This window comes from Paenibacillus rhizosphaerae (assembly GCF_014192015.1).
Classification (GTDB): domain Bacteria; phylum Bacillota; class Bacilli; order Paenibacillales; family Paenibacillaceae; genus Paenibacillus_AQ; species Paenibacillus_AQ rhizosphaerae.
Map to the genome: position 1 here is coordinate 254,757 of NZ_JACHXJ010000004.1, position 19,325 is coordinate 274,081.

Consider the following 19,325-nt stretch of genomic DNA (forward strand, 5'->3'; position numbering starts at 1 on the left):
TGACTTCAGGAGGATAACATGGAGAGAAAAAAAGTAAGGGTAGGCATCGACGTCGGCGGAACGTTTACGGACGCGGCCGTCATCGACAACGAAACGTTTGAAGTCATCGGCAAAATGAAAATCCCGACGACGCACCATGATGAGGACGGTGTGGCGAAGGGGATCGTGCAGATTTTGAACCGGATTCTGGAGAGCCAGGGTATTCTCCCGGAGGACGTCACGTTTATCGCCCATGGGACAACCCAGGCGACCAACGCCCTGCTTGAAGGGGATGTGGCCAGAGTCGGCATCATCGGTATGGGCACGGGACTCGACGGCATGAGCGCAAGGTCGGAGTCCAATCCGGGGGATATTGAGCTGGCGCCAGGCAAGTATTTGAAGACGTATCATACGTTCCTCGACTCCAAAAATCTCACCGACACGGACATTGAAGCGGCTATCGACGCCCTGGTGCAGCAGGGGGCCGAAGTCATCGTCGCCTCTGAGGCGTACAGCGTCGACGATCCGACCAATGAGCTGCGGGTCATCGATCTGGCGAACCGCAAGGGCATCTATGCCACCGGCGGCCACGAGATTTCCCAACTGTACGGGCTGAAGACGCGGACGCGGACGGCGGTCGTGAATGCATCCCTCATTCCGAAAATGATGGAAACGGCCAACATGACCGAGAAGTCCGTCAAAAACGCCAATATCCAGTCCCAACTGATGATCATGCGCTGCGACGGCGGCGTGATGAGCATCGACGAGGTGCGGAAGCGCCCGATCCTGACGATGCTGTCGGGCCTCGCAGCCGGGGTGGCGGGCGCTTTGATGTACGAGAAAATTTCGGACGGCATTTTCTTTGAGGTCGGCGGAACGAGCGTGGACATTTCCGTCATCAAAAACGGCAAGGTCATGATCCAGAACGCCCAGGTCGGCGGCCACCGCACGTACCTGCAATCGCTGGACGTCCGCACGCTCGGTATCGCCGGCGGCAGCATGATCAAGGTGTCCGGCGGCAAAATTACCGACGTCGGCCCGCGCAGCGCGCACATCGCCGGCAAGGAGTACGAAGCGTTCGCACCGCCGGACCACATCGTCAGTCCGAAGGTGAAATTCGTCAGCCCCCGGGAAGGCGACCCGGCCGAATACGCCATCTGCGAGTGCGGAAACGGACGGGAGCTTTCGTATACGCTGGCGGGTGCAGCCAACATCCTCGGCTATGTGCCGGAGGGAGACTACGCATACGGAAACAAGCAAGCGGCGGTGAAAGCCTGGGAAGCCCTTGCCGCACACGTCGGTTTGAGCGTGGAGGAAACCGCGCGCAAGGTGATGGATATCGCGATCGACAAAACGATGAAAACCGTGAATGAAATGATCCAGGACTATGAGCTGGACCGGGCCTTCGTCACGCTGGTCGGCGGCGGGGGCAGCGGGGCCGTGCTGGTGCCGGCGATGGGTGAGCGGGAAGGCTTCAAGAGCCAGATCGCCAGCAACGCGCCTTACGTCTCCACGATCGGGGTGGCGCTGGCCATGGTCAAGGAGCAGCTGGAGCGGACCGTCGTGAATCCGACGGAGGAGGATATCAAGCGGATCCGGGCCGACATCGTGGAGCGGATCGTCCAATCGGGAGCCAGCGAGGAGACGGTGGAGGTCACGATTGAAATCGATAGCCAGAAGAACATTCTGCGGGCCATCGCGACCGGTTCAACCGAGCTGCGCTCCAAAGACCTCGGCCAGCAGGCGATGCCGGTGGAAGAAATGACGGCGGTTGCGGCCAGCTCGGTCGACCAATCGACGGAGAACACCCGGCTGGCGGCTCAGTGCGGACGCTGGAGCCTGTTCGAAGCGGAGCAGACGAAGAAATCCCTGTTCGGCCTGATGAAGAAGAGGGTCAACTACGTCGCCGTGCTGGACCGCGAAGGGGTCGTCCGCTTCAAGAAAGGCGGCGTCCAATTTACGAAAGTGACGAAAGCGCAGGCCGATGACCGGCTTAACGAATTTCTGGACGATAATACGATCTACTCCGACGCCAACGCGACGATCCCGAAGGTGTTTGCTTTTTATAAGGAGAAAATGCTGGATTTGACCGGCATGCAGACGAAGGAGCAGCTGCTGTCGATTCTCACGCTTGAAACGGAGATGCTGAAGCCCGAGGACGAAATGATCGTCATTGCGTACCAGTAGAACAGTTCTAGAGATCAGAAGTTAGATAAAGGATAGGACCATGAAGAGGGGGATGAAAGGCATGCCGGAGTTCCAGGAATACGGTTGGAATGTTCAATATCTTGGACTGACCGATGAGGTGCTCGCCCATGCGGAGCTCACCAAGGACCCGCTGTACCGTAAAATTCCCCAGGACCGCCTGGCCTATTATGTGGACAGGTCGCTCCAAAGGGGCAGGGAAGCGGCCCAGGCCTGCCGGGGCATGTCCATCCGGGAGCTGTACCGCCGCGAAGGGCTCCACTACGAAATCACCGATCGCTCCGGTACGTTCCATCACCTCTCTCTGCGGGCGCAGATCGATTTCACCAAAACGCCGCCGGAGGTGGTCGTATACGCCGCATCCCTCCGCGGCATGGCTGATGCGTACCGGGCGGTCATGAGCCTTGGAGAACAGGCGCAGCGTTCTTCATCCTCACAGGACGATGAGCTGGAGCGGCTGGTCGATATCCACCTGGCGCATGAATTTTTTCACTATGTGGAGTATCGGGCCGGACAGTTTACGAACGACATGCTGGAGCCGGTCGAGGTGTTCCGGCTGGGCAGGCGGCTGGTGAAGCGTTCGAGCATCGTCCAGTGCAGCGAAATCGCGGCCCACGCCTTTTGTAAGGAGATGATGGGCTTGCCCTTCCTGCCGAACGTGCTGGACTACGCCTTCCTGCTTCAAACCGGCTCATTAAGCGAAGAGGCCTTTAGCCGGGAAGTCGAGGTGTGGAAGAGCGGCCGTGCGGCGGCGTTGTGACATCGTTTTCTAAATACCTTCCCTTGTATGATATAATGGGGTTTGCTAGCGGGGGTTACCGGATTAGCTATTTTCCCACAGGTAGGTCAGGAGGAGGTCACATGTCTTCACAGGTTCCGGCCGTCATCGCCAAAATCGTATCGCAAACCCAAAAGTTAACCTACGGCGAAAATCAAATCGCCAACTTTGTCATTCATAATCCGGAGTTTATTACCCGCAACACCATCACGGCGATTGCGAATGAGATCGGCGTGTCCGAGACGAGCATTAACCGCTTCTGCAAAAAGGTCGGCTTCAAAGGCTTCAACGACTTCAAGATTGCCTTTGCCCAGGACGCGTTCTACCGGGATATGCAGGCGAAGAAGAAAGAAAGACGCGAGATCAATCCCATTGATGCGCTCGCTTTGGATTATAATGAGCTGATCGTGAACACGTCTGCGCTCGTGACGGAGGAGCAACTCAACCAGGTCGTAGATCTGCTGAAAAGTGCCCGCCGGATCGTTGTCATCGGATTGTTCGATTCGTTTTTGGCGGCTATGGCGCTCCGCAACCGGCTGGCGATTATCGGCATGATGGCGGAAGCCATCAACGACAGCAGGGAAATGAAGATCGCCGCCTCCCAGTGCGGTCCGGACGATGTGGTCATCGCTTTCTCCCGTTCGGGTTCAACGAGGGAAATTATCGATGCGGTATCCATCGCGCGGGTCAATCAGGCGAGGGTGGTCGCCATTACCTGCTACGACGCTTCGCCGATTACGGAGAACGCGGCTGTCGATATTATCGTTCCGGATAAAATATCCGTCAATAACAGCGCCTTTATGTCCAATCATATTACGTTCCTGTTCGTGGTCGATCTGATCATGAGCGTGTTTATTTCCTCGGATAAAAAGTATTTGAAAAAGAAGCTGGACAGCGAAGGCCTTCTGGCCAGCGACCAGTCGATCACGAATTATTTTTTGTAAGCAGAGCGTTTCCTGCCGGGGGGCAGGGGGCGCTTTTTTTGTTGCCTTACGGTCAAGTCCCGGAGAGCGCTGTCATATACATCTTTACGGATTCATCTTCGATCCTGCGGATGACGCCAAAGTTGTGCGCAAAGCCGCAGAATGGGCGATTGGCCGTGGAGACGGGTCCCACTAGAATGGGGTTGTAAACTTAAGGTGGATCCCACCGGGAGGAGATTGGTATGAGCCAAAAAATGCGGTTTGCCATTATTGGGGCCGGGGTGATTGCCCCCCTGCACGCCAGAGCCATCGTGAGCCATCCGGAGGCGGAGCTGGCGGCGGTTGTCGATGCCGTTCCGGAAAAAGCGGCAAAAATAGCAGAGGAATTCGGGGCGGCCCATGTATATACGGATACCCGGCAAATGCTGCAGGAGTGTGACGTGGACGCCGTCTGCATCTGCGTGCCCAGTGGAGGCCACCGGGATGCCACCGTCGCGGCCGCGGAGGCGGGCAAGCACGTGCTGTGCGAAAAGCCCCTCGGCATTACCAAGGCGGATATGGACGAGATGATCGAAGCCTGCCGGAGCCATGGCGTCAAGCTGGCCACCGTATTCCAGAAACGCACCACGCCGCATGCGCTACTGACCAAAAAGGCCATTAACGAAGGCAAGCTTGGCAAGTTAGTGCTGGGGGACGCCTACTTAAAGTACTACCGCAGCCCGGAATATTACAAAAGCGCCGGATGGCGCGGAACATGGGCCATTGACGGGGGCGGCGCCCTCATGAATCAGGGGGTGCACGGCATTGACATCATCCGCTGGATGATGGGAGAAGTAGATAGCGTCTTTGCCTACACGGCTCCGTTAATTCGTGACATCGAGGTGGAGGATACAGCGGTTGCGGTTTTGAAATATAAGAATGGGGCGTTTGGGGTCATCCAGGGAACGACATCGGTGAATCCCGGCCAGGAGCCGCGTTTTGAAATTCACGGCGAGCACGGCACGATCATTTACGGAGACAGCGGTTTTAAAGTATGGAAAACGGTCGACGGTGATACAGCCCCGCTCGTGTCGGAAGGCTCCGCCGAAGGCGCGGACGACCCGAATGCCATTTCTTCCGACGGGCACTACATTCTGATCGACGACCTGATTCAGGCGGTGCGGGAGGATCGCGAGCCGCTCATTTCGGGAGAGGAAGCGAGGAAATCGGTGGACTTGATCCTAGCCATTTACGAGTCCTCGCGTACGGGCAAGGAAATCAAATTGTAGGAAGAGGCGATAAGCGAAAAATGAGTACAGAAGAGCTGAAGATCGCAATCATTGGCCTGGACACGTCGCATGCACCGCTCTTTGCGGAGCTGCTGAACAACCCGGATCACCCGCACCACGTGCGCGGCGGGAAAGTGACGGCCGCCTATCCGGGCGGATCGCCGGATTTTGAATTGAGTATCGGGCGGGTGGATAAATTCACGGCTGAAGTCAGGGACAACAGCGGCGTCCCCATCGTCCAGAGCATCCAGGAGGCAGCCGAAAATGCCGATGCTATCCTGCTGCTCTCGGTGGACGGGCGCGTGCACTTGGAGCAGTTTCGGCAGATCGTTTCATATGGAAAGCCGGTTTTTATCGACAAGCCGTTTGCCGTCACGACCCGTGACGCTAAGGCGATCTACCGGCTGGCGCAGGAGCACGGAATTCCGCTCATGAGCTGCTCCTCCGTCCGCTGGTCGGAAGGCCTGGGCCGGGCGCTGGATTCAGCCGATCAGGGGAGCATTATCGGCGTGGATACCTACGGCCCCATGGAGCTGCAGCCGACGCAGCCGGGCTTTTACTGGTACGGCATCCATGCCGCTGATATGCTGTACCGCAGCATGGGCAAGGGGTGTAAAGAGGTCACGGTCACCACGAATGCTGACCATGATCTCGCCGTAGGCGTATGGGAGGACGGCCGGGTCGGAACACTGCGCGGCAACCGGAAGGGCAACCGCCGTTTCGGCGCCCTGATTCACCGTGAGCAGGGGACCGAGCATGTCGACGTGTATGCGGACGGCAAGCCGTATTATGCCAGCATGATGGAAGAAGTGATCCGCATGTTCCAAACGGGCGCCGCTCCGATCGACTTGACGGAGACGCTGGAAGTCATCGCTTTTCTGGAGGCGGCCAACGAAAGCCGGGAGACCGGCAGGACCGTGAAGCTGGATACGGGTATCAGCCCGGTTGCCAGCTCCTGATTTTGCCGCTTGATGAAAGGAGGGGAAAGGGCGACATGAATGCGGCTTTTCAACTGGGCGTCATTACCGACGAAATCTCCCAGGACATCACCGATGCGATCCGGATTGCCCGCAGGTACGGGCTGGCCGCACTGGAGCTGCGCTCCGTGGATGGGGAGCAGCTGTACCGGCTAAGCGATTCGCGCATTGAGGAGATCGGTGCGGCGATCCGCGCGGCTGGCCTGAAGGTCAGCGGCTTATCCGCCCCGGTGTTTAAATGCAATCTTCGAAATGCAGAAGAAGTAGCCGAACACCGGGGAATTTTGACCCGTTATGCGGAATTGGCGCAGCGGCTCGGCACCCGGTATGTACGCGGCTTCAGCTTCTGGGCCGAAGGCCCGCTGGAGGAGGCGTATGACGACATCGTCCGGGAATTAAAGGGCGTGGTGCCGATATTGGAGCAGCATGGCGTCATTTACGCGCTGGAAGCGGATCCGGCGGTCTACGCCTCCAATGCGGCCAAGGCCGCGTCGCTGATCCGGGCGGTGGATTCTCCTTATTTGCAAGGATTGTATGACCCGGGGAACGATCTGTGGGACCCGGACGAGGAGATCCCTTACCCTGACGGCTACGAAGCTTTGCGGGAGCGGATCTGCCACATCCACCTGAAGGATGCGGTGAAGCAGGGAGATCATACCGAAGCGGTGGCGGTTGGAAAAGGCCAGGTAGATTACGCCGGCCTGCTGCACCGCCTGGTGCAAGAAGGGTATGACGGCTATTTGGTGGTCGAAACCCACTACAGGCTCCAATCGAGCCTGACGGAAGAGCAGCTCAAACGCCCGGCCGGATATGCCTTTTCCGAGGGAGGGGAAGAGGCGACCATTGACTGCCTGAATTCCTTGTTTGAGCTGCTGGAGCGGAGTTCCATTTCAATAAGCAAGAGCGGTTTGTAATTCAATGGAGGAGGAATGATCATGCCCAGTCCCCGTTTGGCGGAGAAAAAGTGGTGGAAGGACCGTCTTCAGGTCCGGCAGTACGCGTCGAGAGACGAGATGGGAAGAGCGGCGGCAGCCGATGTCTCCCAAGCAATGAAGGCGATCCTGGCAGACCAGGGCAGCCTGCGGATCGTGTTTGCCGCGGCTCCGTCGCAGAACGAGCTGCTGGACTATCTCGCAGCGGATAAAGATATCGAGTGGAGCCGGGTGACCGCGTTTCACATGGACGAATATATCGGACTGGACGAAGATGCTCCCCAGCGGTTCAGCACTTTTCTGGATACCCGGCTGTTCTCCCGGGTCCGCCCGGGAACCGTCCACCTGATCGACGGCTCCGCCAATCCCGCCGCGGAGTGTGAGCGGTATGCGGCGCTGCTGCAGGAAGCCCCGATCGACATTGTCTGCCTCGGCATCGGGGAGAACGGCCATTTAGCCTTTAACGATCCGCCGGTGGCCGATTTCAACGACCCGAAGACGGTAAAAATCGTCGAGCTCGACGACATGTGCCGGGAACAGCAGGTTCGGGACGGCTGTTTTGACCGGTTCCGGGAGGTGCCCGAAACGGCGATGACGCTGACGATCCCTACGCTGCTCTCCGGCGGCCGCCTGTTCTGCATCGTGCCGGGACCGACGAAGCGCAGCGCGGTGACGCAGACACTGGAGGGACCGATCACGACCGCCTGCCCGGCTTCCATTTTGCGGGAGCATCCGAACTGTACGTTATACCTGGATCGGGATTCGTATGGAGGCTGACCGCGGCGGCATGGATCCCACGGCAGCAGGCGGCCGTGACGCCCTGATCCGGCTGGAGGGCATCCATGCCCTGACCCGGGAGCATATCCGGCTCACCCTGGCAGGTGGGGTGATTGCCGGGTACGAGGTGCTCGGGACACCGGAAGAGGCAGAGCGCCGGCGGGTTGCCGGGGCACAGGCGGGCGAGCAGGAGCTGCCCCTGATCGGACCGGGACTTGTCGATCTGCAGATCAACGGGTATGCGGGGCTGGACCTCAACACGCATCCGCTGCAGGCGGACACCGTCCGGCAGTTAAACGAGAGGCTGTGGGCGGAGGGTGTCACCTCGTATTTGCCCACGCTGATTACGAACAGCGATGAGGCGCTGCGCAGCGGACTCGGCACGATTGCCGAAGTGTGCGAAACGGACGCTAATCATAATATGGCGGGAATTCACCTGGAGGGGCCGTTTATCTCCCCGGAAGATGGGCCGAGAGGAGCCCATGACGCCCAGTATGTCAGAGCGCCGGACTGGGAGCTGTTCCAGTCCTGGCAGGAGGCTGCCGGAGGGCGGATCCGGATCGTCACGGTCTCGCCGGAGTGGCCGGAGGCCGTGGACTTTATCGAGCGGTGCACGGGCAGCGGCGTGCTGGTCTCGATCGGCCACACCGCGGCCAACTCGGCCCAAATCCAGGCGGCCGTTCAAGCCGGGGCGCGCATGTCCACACACCTGGGCAACGGCGCTCACCCGGTGCTGCCCCGCCACCCGAACTACATATGGGATCAGCTGGCGGAAGAGCCCTTGTGGGCGAGCGTGATTGCGGACGGCTTTCACCTGCCGGACGCTTTTCTTCGCGTCGCCGCCAAGGTAAAGGGCGAGCGGCTGATCCTGGTCAGCGATGCCGTCAGCTTCGGCGGAATGCCGCCCGGCACGTACGACACGCATATCGGCGGCCGCGTCACGCTGACGCCGGCAGGGCGGCTGCACCTGGCCGGGCAGCCCGCGCTGCTTGCGGGCTCGGCGCTGCCGCTCACCGCCGGCATCGCGCACCTCGCGGAGCGGGCCATCGCAAGCCTCGGCGAGGCGTGGGCGATGGCCTCGGTGCGCCCCGCGGGCCTGCTCGGCCTGCCCGCGGCCCAGGGCCTGGCGCCCGGCGCGCCCGCGGACGTGGCGCTCTTCACCAAGGATGCGGCGGGCATCCGCATCCTTCGCATCTACAAGCGCGGGCAGCTGAAGTACGACGCCCGCGACGCGCAGCCCAATATACAGCCTCAGGCTTAGCGCGGGCTGACTAAAACATCGAACCCCCGCCCGGATACGAAGTCCGGGTGGGGGTTTTTACTTACCCACATGTGATGGACGGCAGGCCCTGCACTGAACTGAACAAGGGAGCCGGGTGTGGAAGAAGGTTAATGGAACAAGATTAATGCTGTGAAAGATATGAGTTAGGCAAGGAACTACCCCGATTGATTGGAATTTTTGGGCAGATTGCTAATAGGATGGTTATTTCATGTGATTAATTTTTGTCTGCTACTCGTCATAACTCCAATCTCGACCCAGCGGAGTGGGCGGAATCGATCTGGAGAAGCGGAGCGGTCGCCTTTGTCTTTGGATTTCACCCTTGTTATGTTTCCGGTGAAGAAATCCAAAGACAACAGCGATCGGAAGAACGATCCGTACACGGAGCGTCCATGCGAGCGCCGAAGTACCGGATTTAACCTGCACCAACGCTGCCCGCCGCCCAGCCTGCCCGCCATCACTTCCCCTACGACGCATATTTACGCCGATACTCCCCGGGCGTAATCCCCGCATGCCGCTTGAACATACGGATGAACGAGTTCACGTTGCGGTAGCCGACCCGGGCCGCCACGTCCTGAATACGCAGATCCAGGTTCTGCAGCAGCTCCTTGGCCGTCCGGATGCGCAGGTCGTTCAGATAGTCGCTGAAATTAACACCTGTCTTCTCCTTAAAATACGTCGACAGATAGCCGGACGTAATGTTCAACTTGTCGGCCATCATGTCGAGGTTGATGTCCTCGTCCAAATGCGTGCACATATACTCCGTCACGAACGACGTGATCGGATCATGCTCCTCCGTCTTGCGCCGGATTCCCTGCAGCACGGGGCGCAGCAGGTCCCCGAACCAGCGCTCGTACTGGGCCCGGCTGTAGAAGCGCCGGGTCTCTTCGAGCGGCGGGCGGCCGCCGGCATCGGCCGATGCGGCCGCGGGAAGCTGGCGCAGCGCTTTATCCAGCTCGCCCGCCACATCCTTGGCGAACTGCCGGTAGTCGCTGGCCACCGCCTGCTTCTTCTCGAGCTGGTCCAGGCTGCGCCCGACCCACTCCTGCATGCCTTCCTCGCTGCCGCTCATCAGGCGGGTCTGGAACTCCTGCTCCCACATCGCTTTGAGGTAGCGCTCGCCTCGCGCTCCGCCGTCAGCAGGGGAGTCCGGCCGAATCCACTGCGTTTCATCCACCAGGCGGCGCAGCTTCAGCCGTTCCTGGACCTGCTCATACGCGGCCGTGAAGTCCGCCCCTGCCGGCTGAACGGCTCCATGGGCCATCGTGACGAGATAGCTGTCGCGGTCCACGGAGAACACCTGCAGCAGCCGCTGCATGTACGGGGTGAGATCCGCTTCGGGTTCGGGCAGGAATAGCAGCGTCAGGATCTGGTGGGGCTCGGTCTGGATCGTGACGGCGTCGGGAAAAGCCTGGCGCCACACATTGTCGACGTACACGCGGAGGTAGTAAGAGCCTTTACCGGTTTTCTGCTGATAGTGTTCGAAGGCATCCTTGAACAGCACCTGGTAGACCACCACTACGTAAGGCAGGCTCGTATCGGTCAACTCCTGGATCTCCTTCAGGTTCATATGGATGTTCTTCAGCTTGTTGGTGTAGGCGTAATGCCGGAGCATGGAGTTTTTGCGCGCCAGATCACGCGAAATGCTTTGGTGGGAGATGCGCATGTGGTGCATTTTTCGCGTGATCAGCTCGATTTCGCGAACGGGTTCGTTATCCGTCCCACTGCCTGCGTCGGTCTCGTAGCCCTTCAGTTCGTCGACGATGAGCCGGATCGGCTGGTGCATGCGCCGGCTAAACAGGAAGGTGAGCACGATCAGGACGCCGACGATCGCGAGCAGTGACAGCAGGATCAGATTCAGATTGAGGAGCTGGCCGGAAATGCTCTGGACCGGAACCCGGCTGACATAGGTGAAGCCCGTACCAGCCCCTGTTTTATAGAAATAGTAGTAATCCTTCGTTTGCATAAAGGAACGGTCCGGATCAAACGAGGTGACCAGGCCCGATTTCATGTCGGCCGACGTCTGGTAGAGCGGCTGCCCGTCGGCACTCAGAATATAAAACTGATCGCTGATCGACACGTGCAGGTCCTGTGTCAGCTTTTGGGCATCGATCATGACGATGAAGTACATGTCGCGGTAAGGCATCATTTTAATGACCATGGGCATCAGCACGCCTTTGGACACCGTGTGGCCCGCCGTGTTCTCGGTAAAGGGGGCTGACGGAAACACGCGGTAGGCGTACGATTCTTCAAACTGGCCGTCCCAAAACTCCAGGGGGTAGGAAGGGCTTACGTAATACGTGCCGAACATCGCTTTTGCGCTGCTTGTCCCGTCCTTCTCGATGACGTAGGCGTCGCTGCGGAAGTCAATGATGAGGTTGTCAATATAGAGGAAGGGGTTCGTGTACAGCTGTTTCATCTCGGCAATAACGTCGTTGACGTAGCCGTACGCCTTGTTGACTTTGGCATGCCGGAGCAAGTTGATGTGGGTCGCCCAGAGGCTGTTCTGGTTCAGACCGAGCACCATTTCCCGGGTCAGCCGAAAATGATCCTCGTAGCCCTCCACTGCGTGATTAATGCTCAGTTCGTTGTACTTGACGATCTCCTGGTGGATCTGGCGTTTTAAATAGAAGAAGGAAACCAGGTTGAAGGCGGCAAGAAGCAAGATGACGGCCAGAAATCCAAGCAGTAATTTCGTGAAAAGCGTCGTGTACCCCAGTTTTTTCGTCAGGATGAGTGACATCTCTTGAACACCTCCGCAATGTGCGCTCTGTTACCTATATCATAAGATTTATTTTCGCGTTCAAACAATATTCACCTTTTCGGGAATCTCTACAATCTTCCGGCTGACCCAGGAAAAAGGGGATATCCTCACAAACGTGCAGATTTATTTATGGGGAAACGTTCAAGTATGATTCGGGTACAGGGTTTCACGGCCCATGACCAAAGAGGGAGGTGCGCATGTGGGTGAAACAAGCACAATCGGAAGTGTCGGGAATCGTTGAAGCAGGCCTGCCGGGCCTGAACGTAAAGCGCCGCAGCGGCATGACCATGCAGAGCAGGCTGAAGCGGGCCTGGAGACGAAGCAAATACTTATGGCTGCTGTTTCTCCCGTGCCTGCTGTATTACGCGATTTTCAAGTATGCACCGATGTTCGGCCTCGTCATTACATTCAAAAACTACAACGTGTTCAAGGGCATTTGGGCGAGCGAGTGGGTGGGCTTCAAGTATTACCGGATGTTTTTCGAGAACCCGGATTTCTGGGTGCTGATGAAAAACACGGTGCTGCTCGGTGTTTACAAGCTGGTTTTCGGCTTCCCGGCGCCCATCATTCTGGCCCTGCTGCTGAACGAAGTCCGGAATGCCGTGTTCAAAAAATGGGTGCAGACCGTCAGCTACCTGCCGCATTTCATTTCCAACGTCATCGTGGCCAGCATGGTGATCATGTTCCTGTCCCCGAACGGCGGAATCATCAATGAGCTGATTACTGCGCTTGGCGGCAAGCCGGTCAACTTCATGATGGAGCCGGGATGGTTCCGGCCGGTCTATGTCCTGTCGGAAATCTGGCAGCACATCGGATGGGAGACGATCATCTTCCTGGCGGCGCTGACCGCGGTCGATCCGCAGCTGTATGAAGCGGCCAGCATCGACGGGGCGAACCGGTGGCGAAAGCTGTGGCATGTGACGCTGCCCGGCATTGCGCCGACCATCATGATCATCCTGATCCTCGATATCGGGAAGGTGCTCGAGATCGGCTTCGAGAAAGTATTTCTGATGTATAACCCGGCCATTTACGACACGGCGGACATCATCAGCACCTATGTATATCGGGTCGGCATGGAGCAGGGGAACTTCAGCTACGCCTCTTCCATTGATCTGTTCATGGGGGTCATCAGCTTCATCTTTATTTTTTCGGCCAACTTTATCAGCCGCAGACTGGGGGGAACCAGCCTATGGTAAGTGCAGGGGAGGTTCGCGGCCGCCGCAGGATCAGCCTGTTTACCATCGTCAATACGCTGATTCTGCTCGGTGTGGCTGCCGTGACATTGTATCCGTTCGTTTACATGCTTGCGGTTTCGCTCAGCGGGGACGTGTACGTCATGAAGGGAGAAGTCACGCTGTGGCCAAAGGGCTTTAATCTCCGGATGTACGATCTGGTGCTGGGGGACCCGAAAATTTGGTCGGCCTACCGGAACACGATCATCTACACCGTGCTGGGCACGGCGATTGCGATGATCATTACGTCCATGGGCGCTTATGCGCTGTCCCGGAGCGACATGACGTTTCACAAAGGCTTTACGCTATTGATCGTGTTTACGATGTTTTTCAGCGGGGGCATGATCCCGACGTTTCTGGTGGTCCGCTCGCTCGGGCTGGTCGATACGATCTGGGGCATGGTACTGCCGGGAGCGGTCAGCACATGGAATCTCATTCTGATGCGGACGTTCTTCAGCGGCATACCGAAGGAGCTGGAGGAATCGGGACGAATGGACGGACTGAACGACATCGGCATCTTCTTCCGCATTATCGTTCCGTTATCCAAGCCGGTGTTCGCTACGATCTCATTGTTCTATGCGGTAGGCATCTGGAACAACTTCATGAATCCGCTGCTGTATTTACGCAATCCCGACCTGTTCCCGCTTCAGGTCATCCTCCGCAATCTCGTGCTGGCCGGAAGCGTCAGCTCCGGGCAGGTGACGCAGATCGGCGGAGACAACATGGTGGTCGAGGATTCGCTGAAGTTTGCAACGATCATGGTATCCACGATTCCGATCCTGATCATATATCCGTTCGTCCAGAAATATTTTGTGAAAGGATCGATGATCGGTGCGGTGAAGGGATAACTGTGATGTTCCAATTTTGATCAAAGGGGCGAAACGAATGAAGAAAAGAAAGATCGCTTCAGCGCTGCTGGCCGCGCTGCTGATCGTCATTGCCGCAGCTGGATGCACCGGCGGGAAGAAGGAAGAGACGAATACGGCATCCAATGCCAATGCCGGAACTGGGGGACAGAAGGAAACGGTCACCTTAACGGCTCTGCTTGACAATAATGCGACCTTCCCTTACAGCAAGGATTGGCCGATCTGGAAATGGATTCAGGAGAAAACCGGAGTCACGCTGAACGTACAGACGCCTTCGGGTAAGCTGAGCGACACGCTGAACCTGGTCATGGCCTCGGCCAATCTCCCGGACCTCATGTATATGTCGGGCCGCAGGGACTCCAACAAATACGGGGACCAAGGCGCGCTGGAAAATATTTTGGACCACGTCGACCAAATGCCGAATCTGAAAAAGTGGATGGAGCAGTATCCGGAGGAGGCCAAGGCCGCATTGTCTGCGGACGGCAAAATGTATATGTTCCCGAACCAAGGCTTTGGGGAGACGAACCGGATGATCTGGCTGTACCGCGAGGATGTGTTCAAGAAAAACGGACTGCAGACGCCTAAGACCTACGAGGAGCTGCATCAGGTGCTGAAAAAGCTGAAGCAGCTGTACCCGGACAGCTATCCGCTGTCGATGCGCTTCGGGCAAATTCCGGATGAGATGTACGCCAACCTGACGACCAACTTCGATACGGGCACGGATGTGTATTACGATTTTGACGACAACAAGTGGAAGTTCGGACCGACCGAGGATAACTACAAGAAAATGGTGGAGATGTGGCATACCTTCTATGAGGAAGGACTGATTCCGCCGGATTTCCTCTCGATCCAGACGAAGCAGTGGCAGGACGTCATGTCCACGGGTCAATCCTTTGTGACAATCGATTACATCAGCCGCGTCGACTTTTTCAATAACGCGATGCGCAAGGACAATCCGGAGTACAGCCTGCAGTTCATGGCGCCGCCGGCAGGACTGCCGGGCGTGAAGCAGCTGAACCCGTATTTCCACTATCTTGAGGGCGGTCTGACCGTCGCCTCGAGCTCCAAGCATAAGGACGAAATTATGAAGTATATGGACTTTTTCTACAGTGAAGATGGGCGAAACTTAAGCAGCTGGGGCAAGGAAGGCGAGACCTATACGGTGGACAACGGGGAGAAGAAGTTCAAGCCGGAGTATACCGACGTGACGGAAATGCGGAAGCAGACCGGCCTGCAGACGAGCGGTACGTACACGTGGATCGACTTCAACGCGCACCTGTCGCTGTTCTCGGACGATTTGAAGAAGGCATATGAGGAAGCGGTCAAGTACGATCCGCCGGCGATGCAGCCGAAGCCGGCATTTACCGACGCGGAGAACGAGGTGCTGTCGGTGACCGGGCAGGCCGTGAAGAAATACCGCGAAGAGAACTTCTCCAAGTTTGTCCTGGGCACGCGAAAGTTAAGCGAGTGGGATAAATATGTGGAGGAAATCAACGGCCTCGGCGTCCAAAAGCTGATCGACACCTATACGGCGGCGCAGCAGCGGGTGGAGCAGGCGAAGCTGGAAAATAAATAGGAAGGCGCGAGGCTGCGCCGATTTCCTGAGGCACCTGGCTAACGGCCGGGTGCCTTTTTTATAATATCAGAACGTATAAACTCCAGAGCCATGGCTTCCTGATATTGCAAGAAAAATAACCTTTAAACGCGGTCTGTCTTCTTTGAAGGTACGTCGATAGACGTTTTTCTTATAATATCAGAACGTATAAACTCCAGAGCCATGGCTTCTTGATAATGCAAGAAAAATAACCTTTAAACGCGGTCTGTCTTCTTTGAATGAAATTTTCCGATCACAAAAGGGCTGATGCCTTATGTTCATCTCAAAAGTTTTCCAAATTCCTTGACAGGATACAATATCTGTAATATAAATGATCTAGTCATTTAGTAAATTACTGATTTAGTAAATTACTAAATATTAAACGGATAAGTGAGATGAATCGGATGGACAAGAGCCGCAGGGCTGAGCTGATCGCCCAGTACAAAGAAATGAAACCCCAAATGGGCGTATATATGCTCAAATGTATCCCTTCCGGACGCATCTATCTGGGTTTCACGCAGGATATGAAGAGCATGCTGAACCGGCATCAGTTTACGTTAAGATCCGGCCTGCACAAATGCAAGGAACTGCAGCGGGAATGGAACGAATACGGGGAGAGCCAGTTTGAAGTGAAGGTTGTAGACACGCTCGCCTATGACAAGGATGAGTCCAAAACCGACTATACGGAGGACCTTGAGCTCCTGCGCGATATTTGGAAAGATAAATTAAAACATGTGGAGATGATCTAACCATGAAGATCCCAACAACGTTAAAGCATAAACCGGTCATCGTATCCGAGAATTATGAAAATATCGACGGCAGAAAGGCATACAGTACGGATGCCAAGGGACTATCCCTGGGTCTGGCCCAGTGGAACGAGCGTGGGAAGGTGGATATTTCCGCTAAGGTATGGCGATATACCGGCGAGAAATGGTCGCGCCAATCCGAAGAGCTTCCAATGCACCGGGTGTTGGATCTGGCGATTCTGATTCTGCGCAGCAGCGCCTATTTCAGCGAAGCCTACCGATATCCCAAGCTGTATGACCCGGAAGAGGCGACCATCGACCGGGTGGGGGTGCAGGGTGATGCCATGGAAGTGGCGGTATGCACGGACAATCCGATGATCGACGAAGATATCAAGCTTTTTGCCCAGGCGCTGAGCGAAGACGGCGAGCTGCTGGGTGAGCGGTTCCGCATTTTGTCCCGCCTATTGAAGGAGATGGGATATTGATGAGCAAGCAGAAGCCTTTCCATTGGATGATGATAAAAGGAGATGGTTTTACATGAGTTCAACCGAGCAAGGATTAAAAGGCACCTCCGGTGCCGTGCCATCCGAGAGGCCGGGGCCGGGCGCTCCCGACAAGAAGGATACGGTACTGCGGGCCATGATCGCCTTCCTTATCCCCCTTATTCTGAGCAACGCCCTGCAGTCCGTCGGCCAGCTGGTCGGCAGCATCGTTGTGGGGCGCTGGATCGGGGTTGAGGCATTGGCGGCGATATCTGCGTTTTTCCCGTTATTTTTTCTGGTCATATCCTTTGTGATCGGGATCGGCTCCGGCAGTGCCATTCTGATCGGCCAGGCCTACGGTGCCCGTAACGAGGAGAAGCTCAAGGCGGTCGTCGGCACGACGCTGACCTTCACGCTCATCCTCGGCATTGTTCTGGCGGTGCTGGGGGGCATCTTTACCGAGGACATTTTGCTTCTGATCGGAACCCCGTCCAACATTATCGACATTTCCGTACATTATGCCCGCATTATGTTCTGGAGCCTGCCGTTCTTGTTCCTGTATGCGGTCTATACGACTTTTATGCGCGGAACGGGCGATTCCAAAACGCCGTTTTATTTTCTGATCGTCAGCACGGTGCTGAACCTGATTCTGCTGCCTGTGCTGATCTTCGGCTGGATCGGGCTGCCTAAGCTCGGCTTGTACGGCGCGGCTTACGCCAATCTGGTCTCCACGATCGTGACCTTTATCGTGATGCTGTGGTATCTTCGCTGGAAGAACCACGCGCTGCAGTTCGACGCCTCGGTGCGCAGGCACCTGGGGATGGACAGGGAAATGCTGAAGCTGCTGCTTCGTCTCGGCATTCCCTCCAGCATCAGCATGATCCTGGTGTCGCTGTCCGAGATTGCGGTCATCATATTCGTCAACCGGTTCGGGTCAGACGCAACCGCTGCCTACGGCGCGGGAAATCAGGTGGCGAGCTACGTCCAGATGCCGGCGATCAGCCTGGGCATGACCGTATCGGTGCTGGGAGCGCAGTCGATTGGGGCCGGTCAGCTGGACCGGCTGAAACAGGTCATCCGCGTGGGCATTATGCTCAACTATATCATTGGGGCATTGATCATTATCCCGGTGTACCTGTTCTCAGAGCATATTTTGTCCTGGTTTATCACGAGCGGCGATACGCTGGACATCGCCCACCGGCTGCTCATGATCACGCTGTGGAGCTACCTCATCTTCGGCCATACGCAGATTTACGGGGCGACGATGCGGTCCAGCGGCACGGTGTTGTGGCCGACAGTATTCAACATCGTGTCGATCTGGTGCGTGGAGGTCCCAGTGGCCTACGTGCTCTCGTACCACACAAGCCTTGGCATTGAAGGCATTTGGATCGGGTATCCGGCGGCGTTCATCGCCAGCTTCATTCTGGTGTACAGCTACTACCGCTTCTCATGGAAAAAGAAGCAGATTACGCGGCTGGTTCACTAGCAAGGAAAACTTCGGAACTGCGGAACCTGGAATAACCAAGGGGGGGACCGGCATGAAGGGGAAAAGGCTTGCGTTATCGCTGATCATTGTTTTTGCAGCCGCGTACGCCGGGTTTGGCGCTTGGATTGCCCATGATACAAAACGGATTTTGGTAAAAGCCATGAGCGGAGATCCGGACTATACCGATTACATGAGTGAGGCTGTCTATCATGACATCCATCCAGTCGAGCGAGACATGACGAAGACCGGCTATGCGTATGACCCCGCCGTTCATGACATCGGCTTCGTATTTCCGCTGCATTTCTTCGGGATATCCCTGGCTTATGTGACCCAGCAGTATTCCAGTGAGCATTTCGGGTTCAGGGAGCCGGTCCGGCTGACACTCCAACTCAAATCCGGGAAATGGTATGCGGCCGGTGCATCCATTCAACCTTAAAAACAAAAACAGATCGATAACGATAGCAAAGGGCTGCTCGAACGGGGCGAAGATGACCGTGGAAGCAGCTCTTTTTTTGTTATAAAAAACTTTTTGTGAATTTTTTTCTTCCGTGTCGATTTCGCCGACATGCATTCGTCGTATTGATGTAAAGACAAAAAAACAGGTGAAAGGTTGTTGAACAATGATGGGAGCACAAATGAACGCTTATCTGATGTCGGTGGATGCAAGAAGCCAGGCGAATTACTATATCGAGGCCCTCGGCGGGGAAATCCAGTTTGTCAGTACATACGGAGACGCGCCTGGAACGCCTGAGGCGATGAAGGATAAAGTGATGCACTTGGCGGTAACGTTGGCGGGAACGAACCCGTTGATGCTGTCCGACGCGTTTGAACCGGTTTCGTATAACCGCAGCGTCAGCCTTTCTTTAACATATACCGATGAGACGGAAGCCAGAGCGGCCTATGCCAAGCTGAGTGAGGGCGGAGAAAGCAAATATCCTTTTGCCCTTCAGCCTTGGGGCGCTTACTACGGAGAGGTCATTGACCGGTTCGGTGTGACGTGGATGATTACGAAAATGTAATTGGGAATGAAGCCTAGC

At 56.6% G+C, this 19,325-nt stretch carries 17 protein-coding genes; 16 read left to right on the forward strand and 1 reads right to left on the reverse strand.

What is annotated here, in order from left to right; translation table 11 throughout:
- Positions 1–18: 18 nt before the first annotated feature.
- The 8 genes from FHS19_RS23250 to FHS19_RS23285 all read left to right on the forward strand — a co-directional run bounded on the left by FHS19_RS23250 (position 19) and on the right by FHS19_RS23285 (position 9,100).
- On the forward strand, positions 19–2,166 hold the full coding sequence (locus FHS19_RS23250; protein WP_183584191.1) for a hydantoinase/oxoprolinase family protein: 2,148 nt from the start codon (positions 19–21) through the stop codon (positions 2,164–2,166).
- A gap of 61 nt (positions 2,167–2,227) precedes the next feature.
- On the forward strand, positions 2,228–2,944 hold the full coding sequence (locus tag FHS19_RS23255; protein WP_183584192.1) for a hypothetical protein: 717 nt from the start codon (positions 2,228–2,230) through the stop codon (positions 2,942–2,944).
- Between the two features lie 101 nt (positions 2,945–3,045).
- Entirely contained in the window at positions 3,046–3,906 is an 861-nt protein-coding gene (locus tag FHS19_RS23260; protein ID WP_183584193.1) for a MurR/RpiR family transcriptional regulator, read from the forward strand.
- A gap of 221 nt (positions 3,907–4,127) precedes the next feature.
- On the forward strand, positions 4,128–5,153 hold the full coding sequence (locus FHS19_RS23265; RefSeq protein WP_183584194.1) for a Gfo/Idh/MocA family protein: 1,026 nt from the start codon (positions 4,128–4,130) through the stop codon (positions 5,151–5,153).
- Between the two features lie 20 nt (positions 5,154–5,173).
- Complete coding sequence (locus tag FHS19_RS23270) at positions 5,174–6,112, forward strand: Gfo/Idh/MocA family protein (protein ID WP_183584195.1); 939 nt, start codon at positions 5,174–5,176, stop codon at positions 6,110–6,112.
- A gap of 35 nt (positions 6,113–6,147) precedes the next feature.
- A complete protein-coding gene (locus FHS19_RS23275; RefSeq protein ID WP_183584196.1) occupies positions 6,148–7,044 on the forward strand; it encodes a sugar phosphate isomerase/epimerase family protein in 897 nt (298 codons plus the stop codon).
- Between the two features lie 21 nt (positions 7,045–7,065).
- Positions 7,066–7,839, forward strand: a complete 774-nt coding sequence (locus tag FHS19_RS23280) for a glucosamine-6-phosphate deaminase (protein WP_183584197.1) — start codon at positions 7,066–7,068, stop codon at positions 7,837–7,839.
- Between the two features lie 10 nt (positions 7,840–7,849).
- Positions 7,850–9,100, forward strand: a complete 1,251-nt coding sequence (locus FHS19_RS23285; RefSeq protein ID WP_183584198.1) for an N-acetylglucosamine-6-phosphate deacetylase — start codon at positions 7,850–7,852, stop codon at positions 9,098–9,100.
- A 484-nt stretch (positions 9,101–9,584) separates the two neighbouring features.
- Here FHS19_RS23285 and FHS19_RS23290 read toward each other — a convergent pair whose 3' ends face one another.
- Positions 9,585–11,861, reverse strand: coding sequence for a helix-turn-helix domain-containing protein (locus FHS19_RS23290; protein WP_183584199.1), 2,277 nt, complete (start codon positions 11,859–11,861; stop codon positions 9,585–9,587).
- Positions 11,862–12,163: 302 nt separating this feature from the next.
- On the opposite strand from FHS19_RS23290, the gene FHS19_RS23295 reads away from it, so the two are divergent.
- The 8 genes from FHS19_RS23295 to FHS19_RS23330 all read left to right on the forward strand — a co-directional run bounded on the left by FHS19_RS23295 (position 12,164) and on the right by FHS19_RS23330 (position 19,307).
- Positions 12,164–13,078 carry an ABC transporter permease gene (locus FHS19_RS23295; protein ID WP_089550423.1) on the forward strand — a complete coding sequence of 305 codons (915 nt, stop codon included), beginning with the start codon at positions 12,164–12,166 and terminating at the stop codon, positions 13,076–13,078.
- A complete protein-coding gene (locus tag FHS19_RS23300) occupies positions 13,072–13,962 on the forward strand; it encodes a carbohydrate ABC transporter permease (protein ID WP_183584200.1) in 891 nt (296 codons plus the stop codon). The genes FHS19_RS23295 and FHS19_RS23300 overlap by 7 nt, the downstream gene beginning before the upstream one ends.
- 37 nt (positions 13,963–13,999) lie before the next feature.
- Positions 14,000–15,556 carry an extracellular solute-binding protein gene (locus tag FHS19_RS23305; protein WP_183584201.1) on the forward strand — a complete coding sequence of 519 codons (1,557 nt, stop codon included), beginning with the start codon at positions 14,000–14,002 and terminating at the stop codon, positions 15,554–15,556.
- Between the two features lie 413 nt (positions 15,557–15,969).
- Positions 15,970–16,323: a GIY-YIG nuclease family protein gene (locus tag FHS19_RS23310; protein ID WP_183584202.1), complete on the forward strand. Its 354-nt coding sequence runs from the start codon at positions 15,970–15,972 to the stop codon at positions 16,321–16,323.
- 2 nt (positions 16,324–16,325) lie between these two features.
- On the forward strand, positions 16,326–16,805 hold the full coding sequence (locus FHS19_RS23315) for a DUF6530 family protein (RefSeq protein WP_183584203.1): 480 nt from the start codon (positions 16,326–16,328) through the stop codon (positions 16,803–16,805).
- A 154-nt stretch (positions 16,806–16,959) separates the two neighbouring features.
- Positions 16,960–18,288, forward strand: coding sequence for an MATE family efflux transporter (locus FHS19_RS23320; RefSeq protein ID WP_183584568.1), 1,329 nt, complete (start codon positions 16,960–16,962; stop codon positions 18,286–18,288).
- 52 nt (positions 18,289–18,340) lie between these two features.
- Positions 18,341–18,724 carry a hypothetical protein gene (locus tag FHS19_RS23325; protein WP_183584204.1) on the forward strand — a complete coding sequence of 128 codons (384 nt, stop codon included), beginning with the start codon at positions 18,341–18,343 and terminating at the stop codon, positions 18,722–18,724.
- Positions 18,725–18,908: 184 nt separating this feature from the next.
- Positions 18,909–19,307, forward strand: coding sequence for a VOC family protein (locus FHS19_RS23330; RefSeq protein WP_312887311.1), 399 nt, complete (start codon positions 18,909–18,911; stop codon positions 19,305–19,307).
- Positions 19,308–19,325: the final 18 nt, after the last annotated feature.

Excerpts from the sequence above, each read along its gene's own strand:
- FHS19_RS23250 (WP_183584191.1), top strand. The coding sequence starts at position 19 with ATGGAGAGAAAAAAAGTAAGGGTAGGCATCGACGTCGGCGGAACGTTT.
- FHS19_RS23255 (WP_183584192.1), top strand. The coding sequence starts at position 2,228 with ATGCCGGAGTTCCAGGAATACGGTTGGAATGTTCAATATCTTGGACTG.
- FHS19_RS23260 (WP_183584193.1), top strand. The coding sequence starts at position 3,046 with ATGTCTTCACAGGTTCCGGCCGTCATCGCCAAAATCGTATCGCAAACC.
- FHS19_RS23265 (WP_183584194.1), top strand. The coding sequence starts at position 4,128 with ATGAGCCAAAAAATGCGGTTTGCCATTATTGGGGCCGGGGTGATTGCC.
- FHS19_RS23270 (WP_183584195.1), top strand. The coding sequence starts at position 5,174 with ATGAGTACAGAAGAGCTGAAGATCGCAATCATTGGCCTGGACACGTCG.
- FHS19_RS23275 (WP_183584196.1), top strand. The coding sequence starts at position 6,148 with ATGAATGCGGCTTTTCAACTGGGCGTCATTACCGACGAAATCTCCCAG.
- FHS19_RS23280 (WP_183584197.1), top strand. The coding sequence starts at position 7,066 with ATGCCCAGTCCCCGTTTGGCGGAGAAAAAGTGGTGGAAGGACCGTCTT.
- FHS19_RS23285 (WP_183584198.1), top strand. The coding sequence starts at position 7,850 with ATGGATCCCACGGCAGCAGGCGGCCGTGACGCCCTGATCCGGCTGGAG.
- FHS19_RS23290 (WP_183584199.1), bottom strand. The coding sequence starts at position 11,861 with ATGTCACTCATCCTGACGAAAAAACTGGGGTACACGACGCTTTTCACG.
- FHS19_RS23295 (WP_089550423.1), top strand. The coding sequence starts at position 12,164 with ATGACCATGCAGAGCAGGCTGAAGCGGGCCTGGAGACGAAGCAAATAC.
- FHS19_RS23300 (WP_183584200.1), top strand. The coding sequence starts at position 13,072 with ATGGTAAGTGCAGGGGAGGTTCGCGGCCGCCGCAGGATCAGCCTGTTT.
- FHS19_RS23305 (WP_183584201.1), top strand. The coding sequence starts at position 14,000 with ATGAAGAAAAGAAAGATCGCTTCAGCGCTGCTGGCCGCGCTGCTGATC.
- FHS19_RS23310 (WP_183584202.1), top strand. The coding sequence starts at position 15,970 with ATGAATCGGATGGACAAGAGCCGCAGGGCTGAGCTGATCGCCCAGTAC.
- FHS19_RS23315 (WP_183584203.1), top strand. The coding sequence starts at position 16,326 with ATGAAGATCCCAACAACGTTAAAGCATAAACCGGTCATCGTATCCGAG.
- FHS19_RS23320 (WP_183584568.1), top strand. The coding sequence starts at position 16,960 with ATGATCGCCTTCCTTATCCCCCTTATTCTGAGCAACGCCCTGCAGTCC.
- FHS19_RS23325 (WP_183584204.1), top strand. The coding sequence starts at position 18,341 with ATGAAGGGGAAAAGGCTTGCGTTATCGCTGATCATTGTTTTTGCAGCC.
- FHS19_RS23330 (WP_312887311.1), top strand. The coding sequence starts at position 18,909 with ATGATGGGAGCACAAATGAACGCTTATCTGATGTCGGTGGATGCAAGA.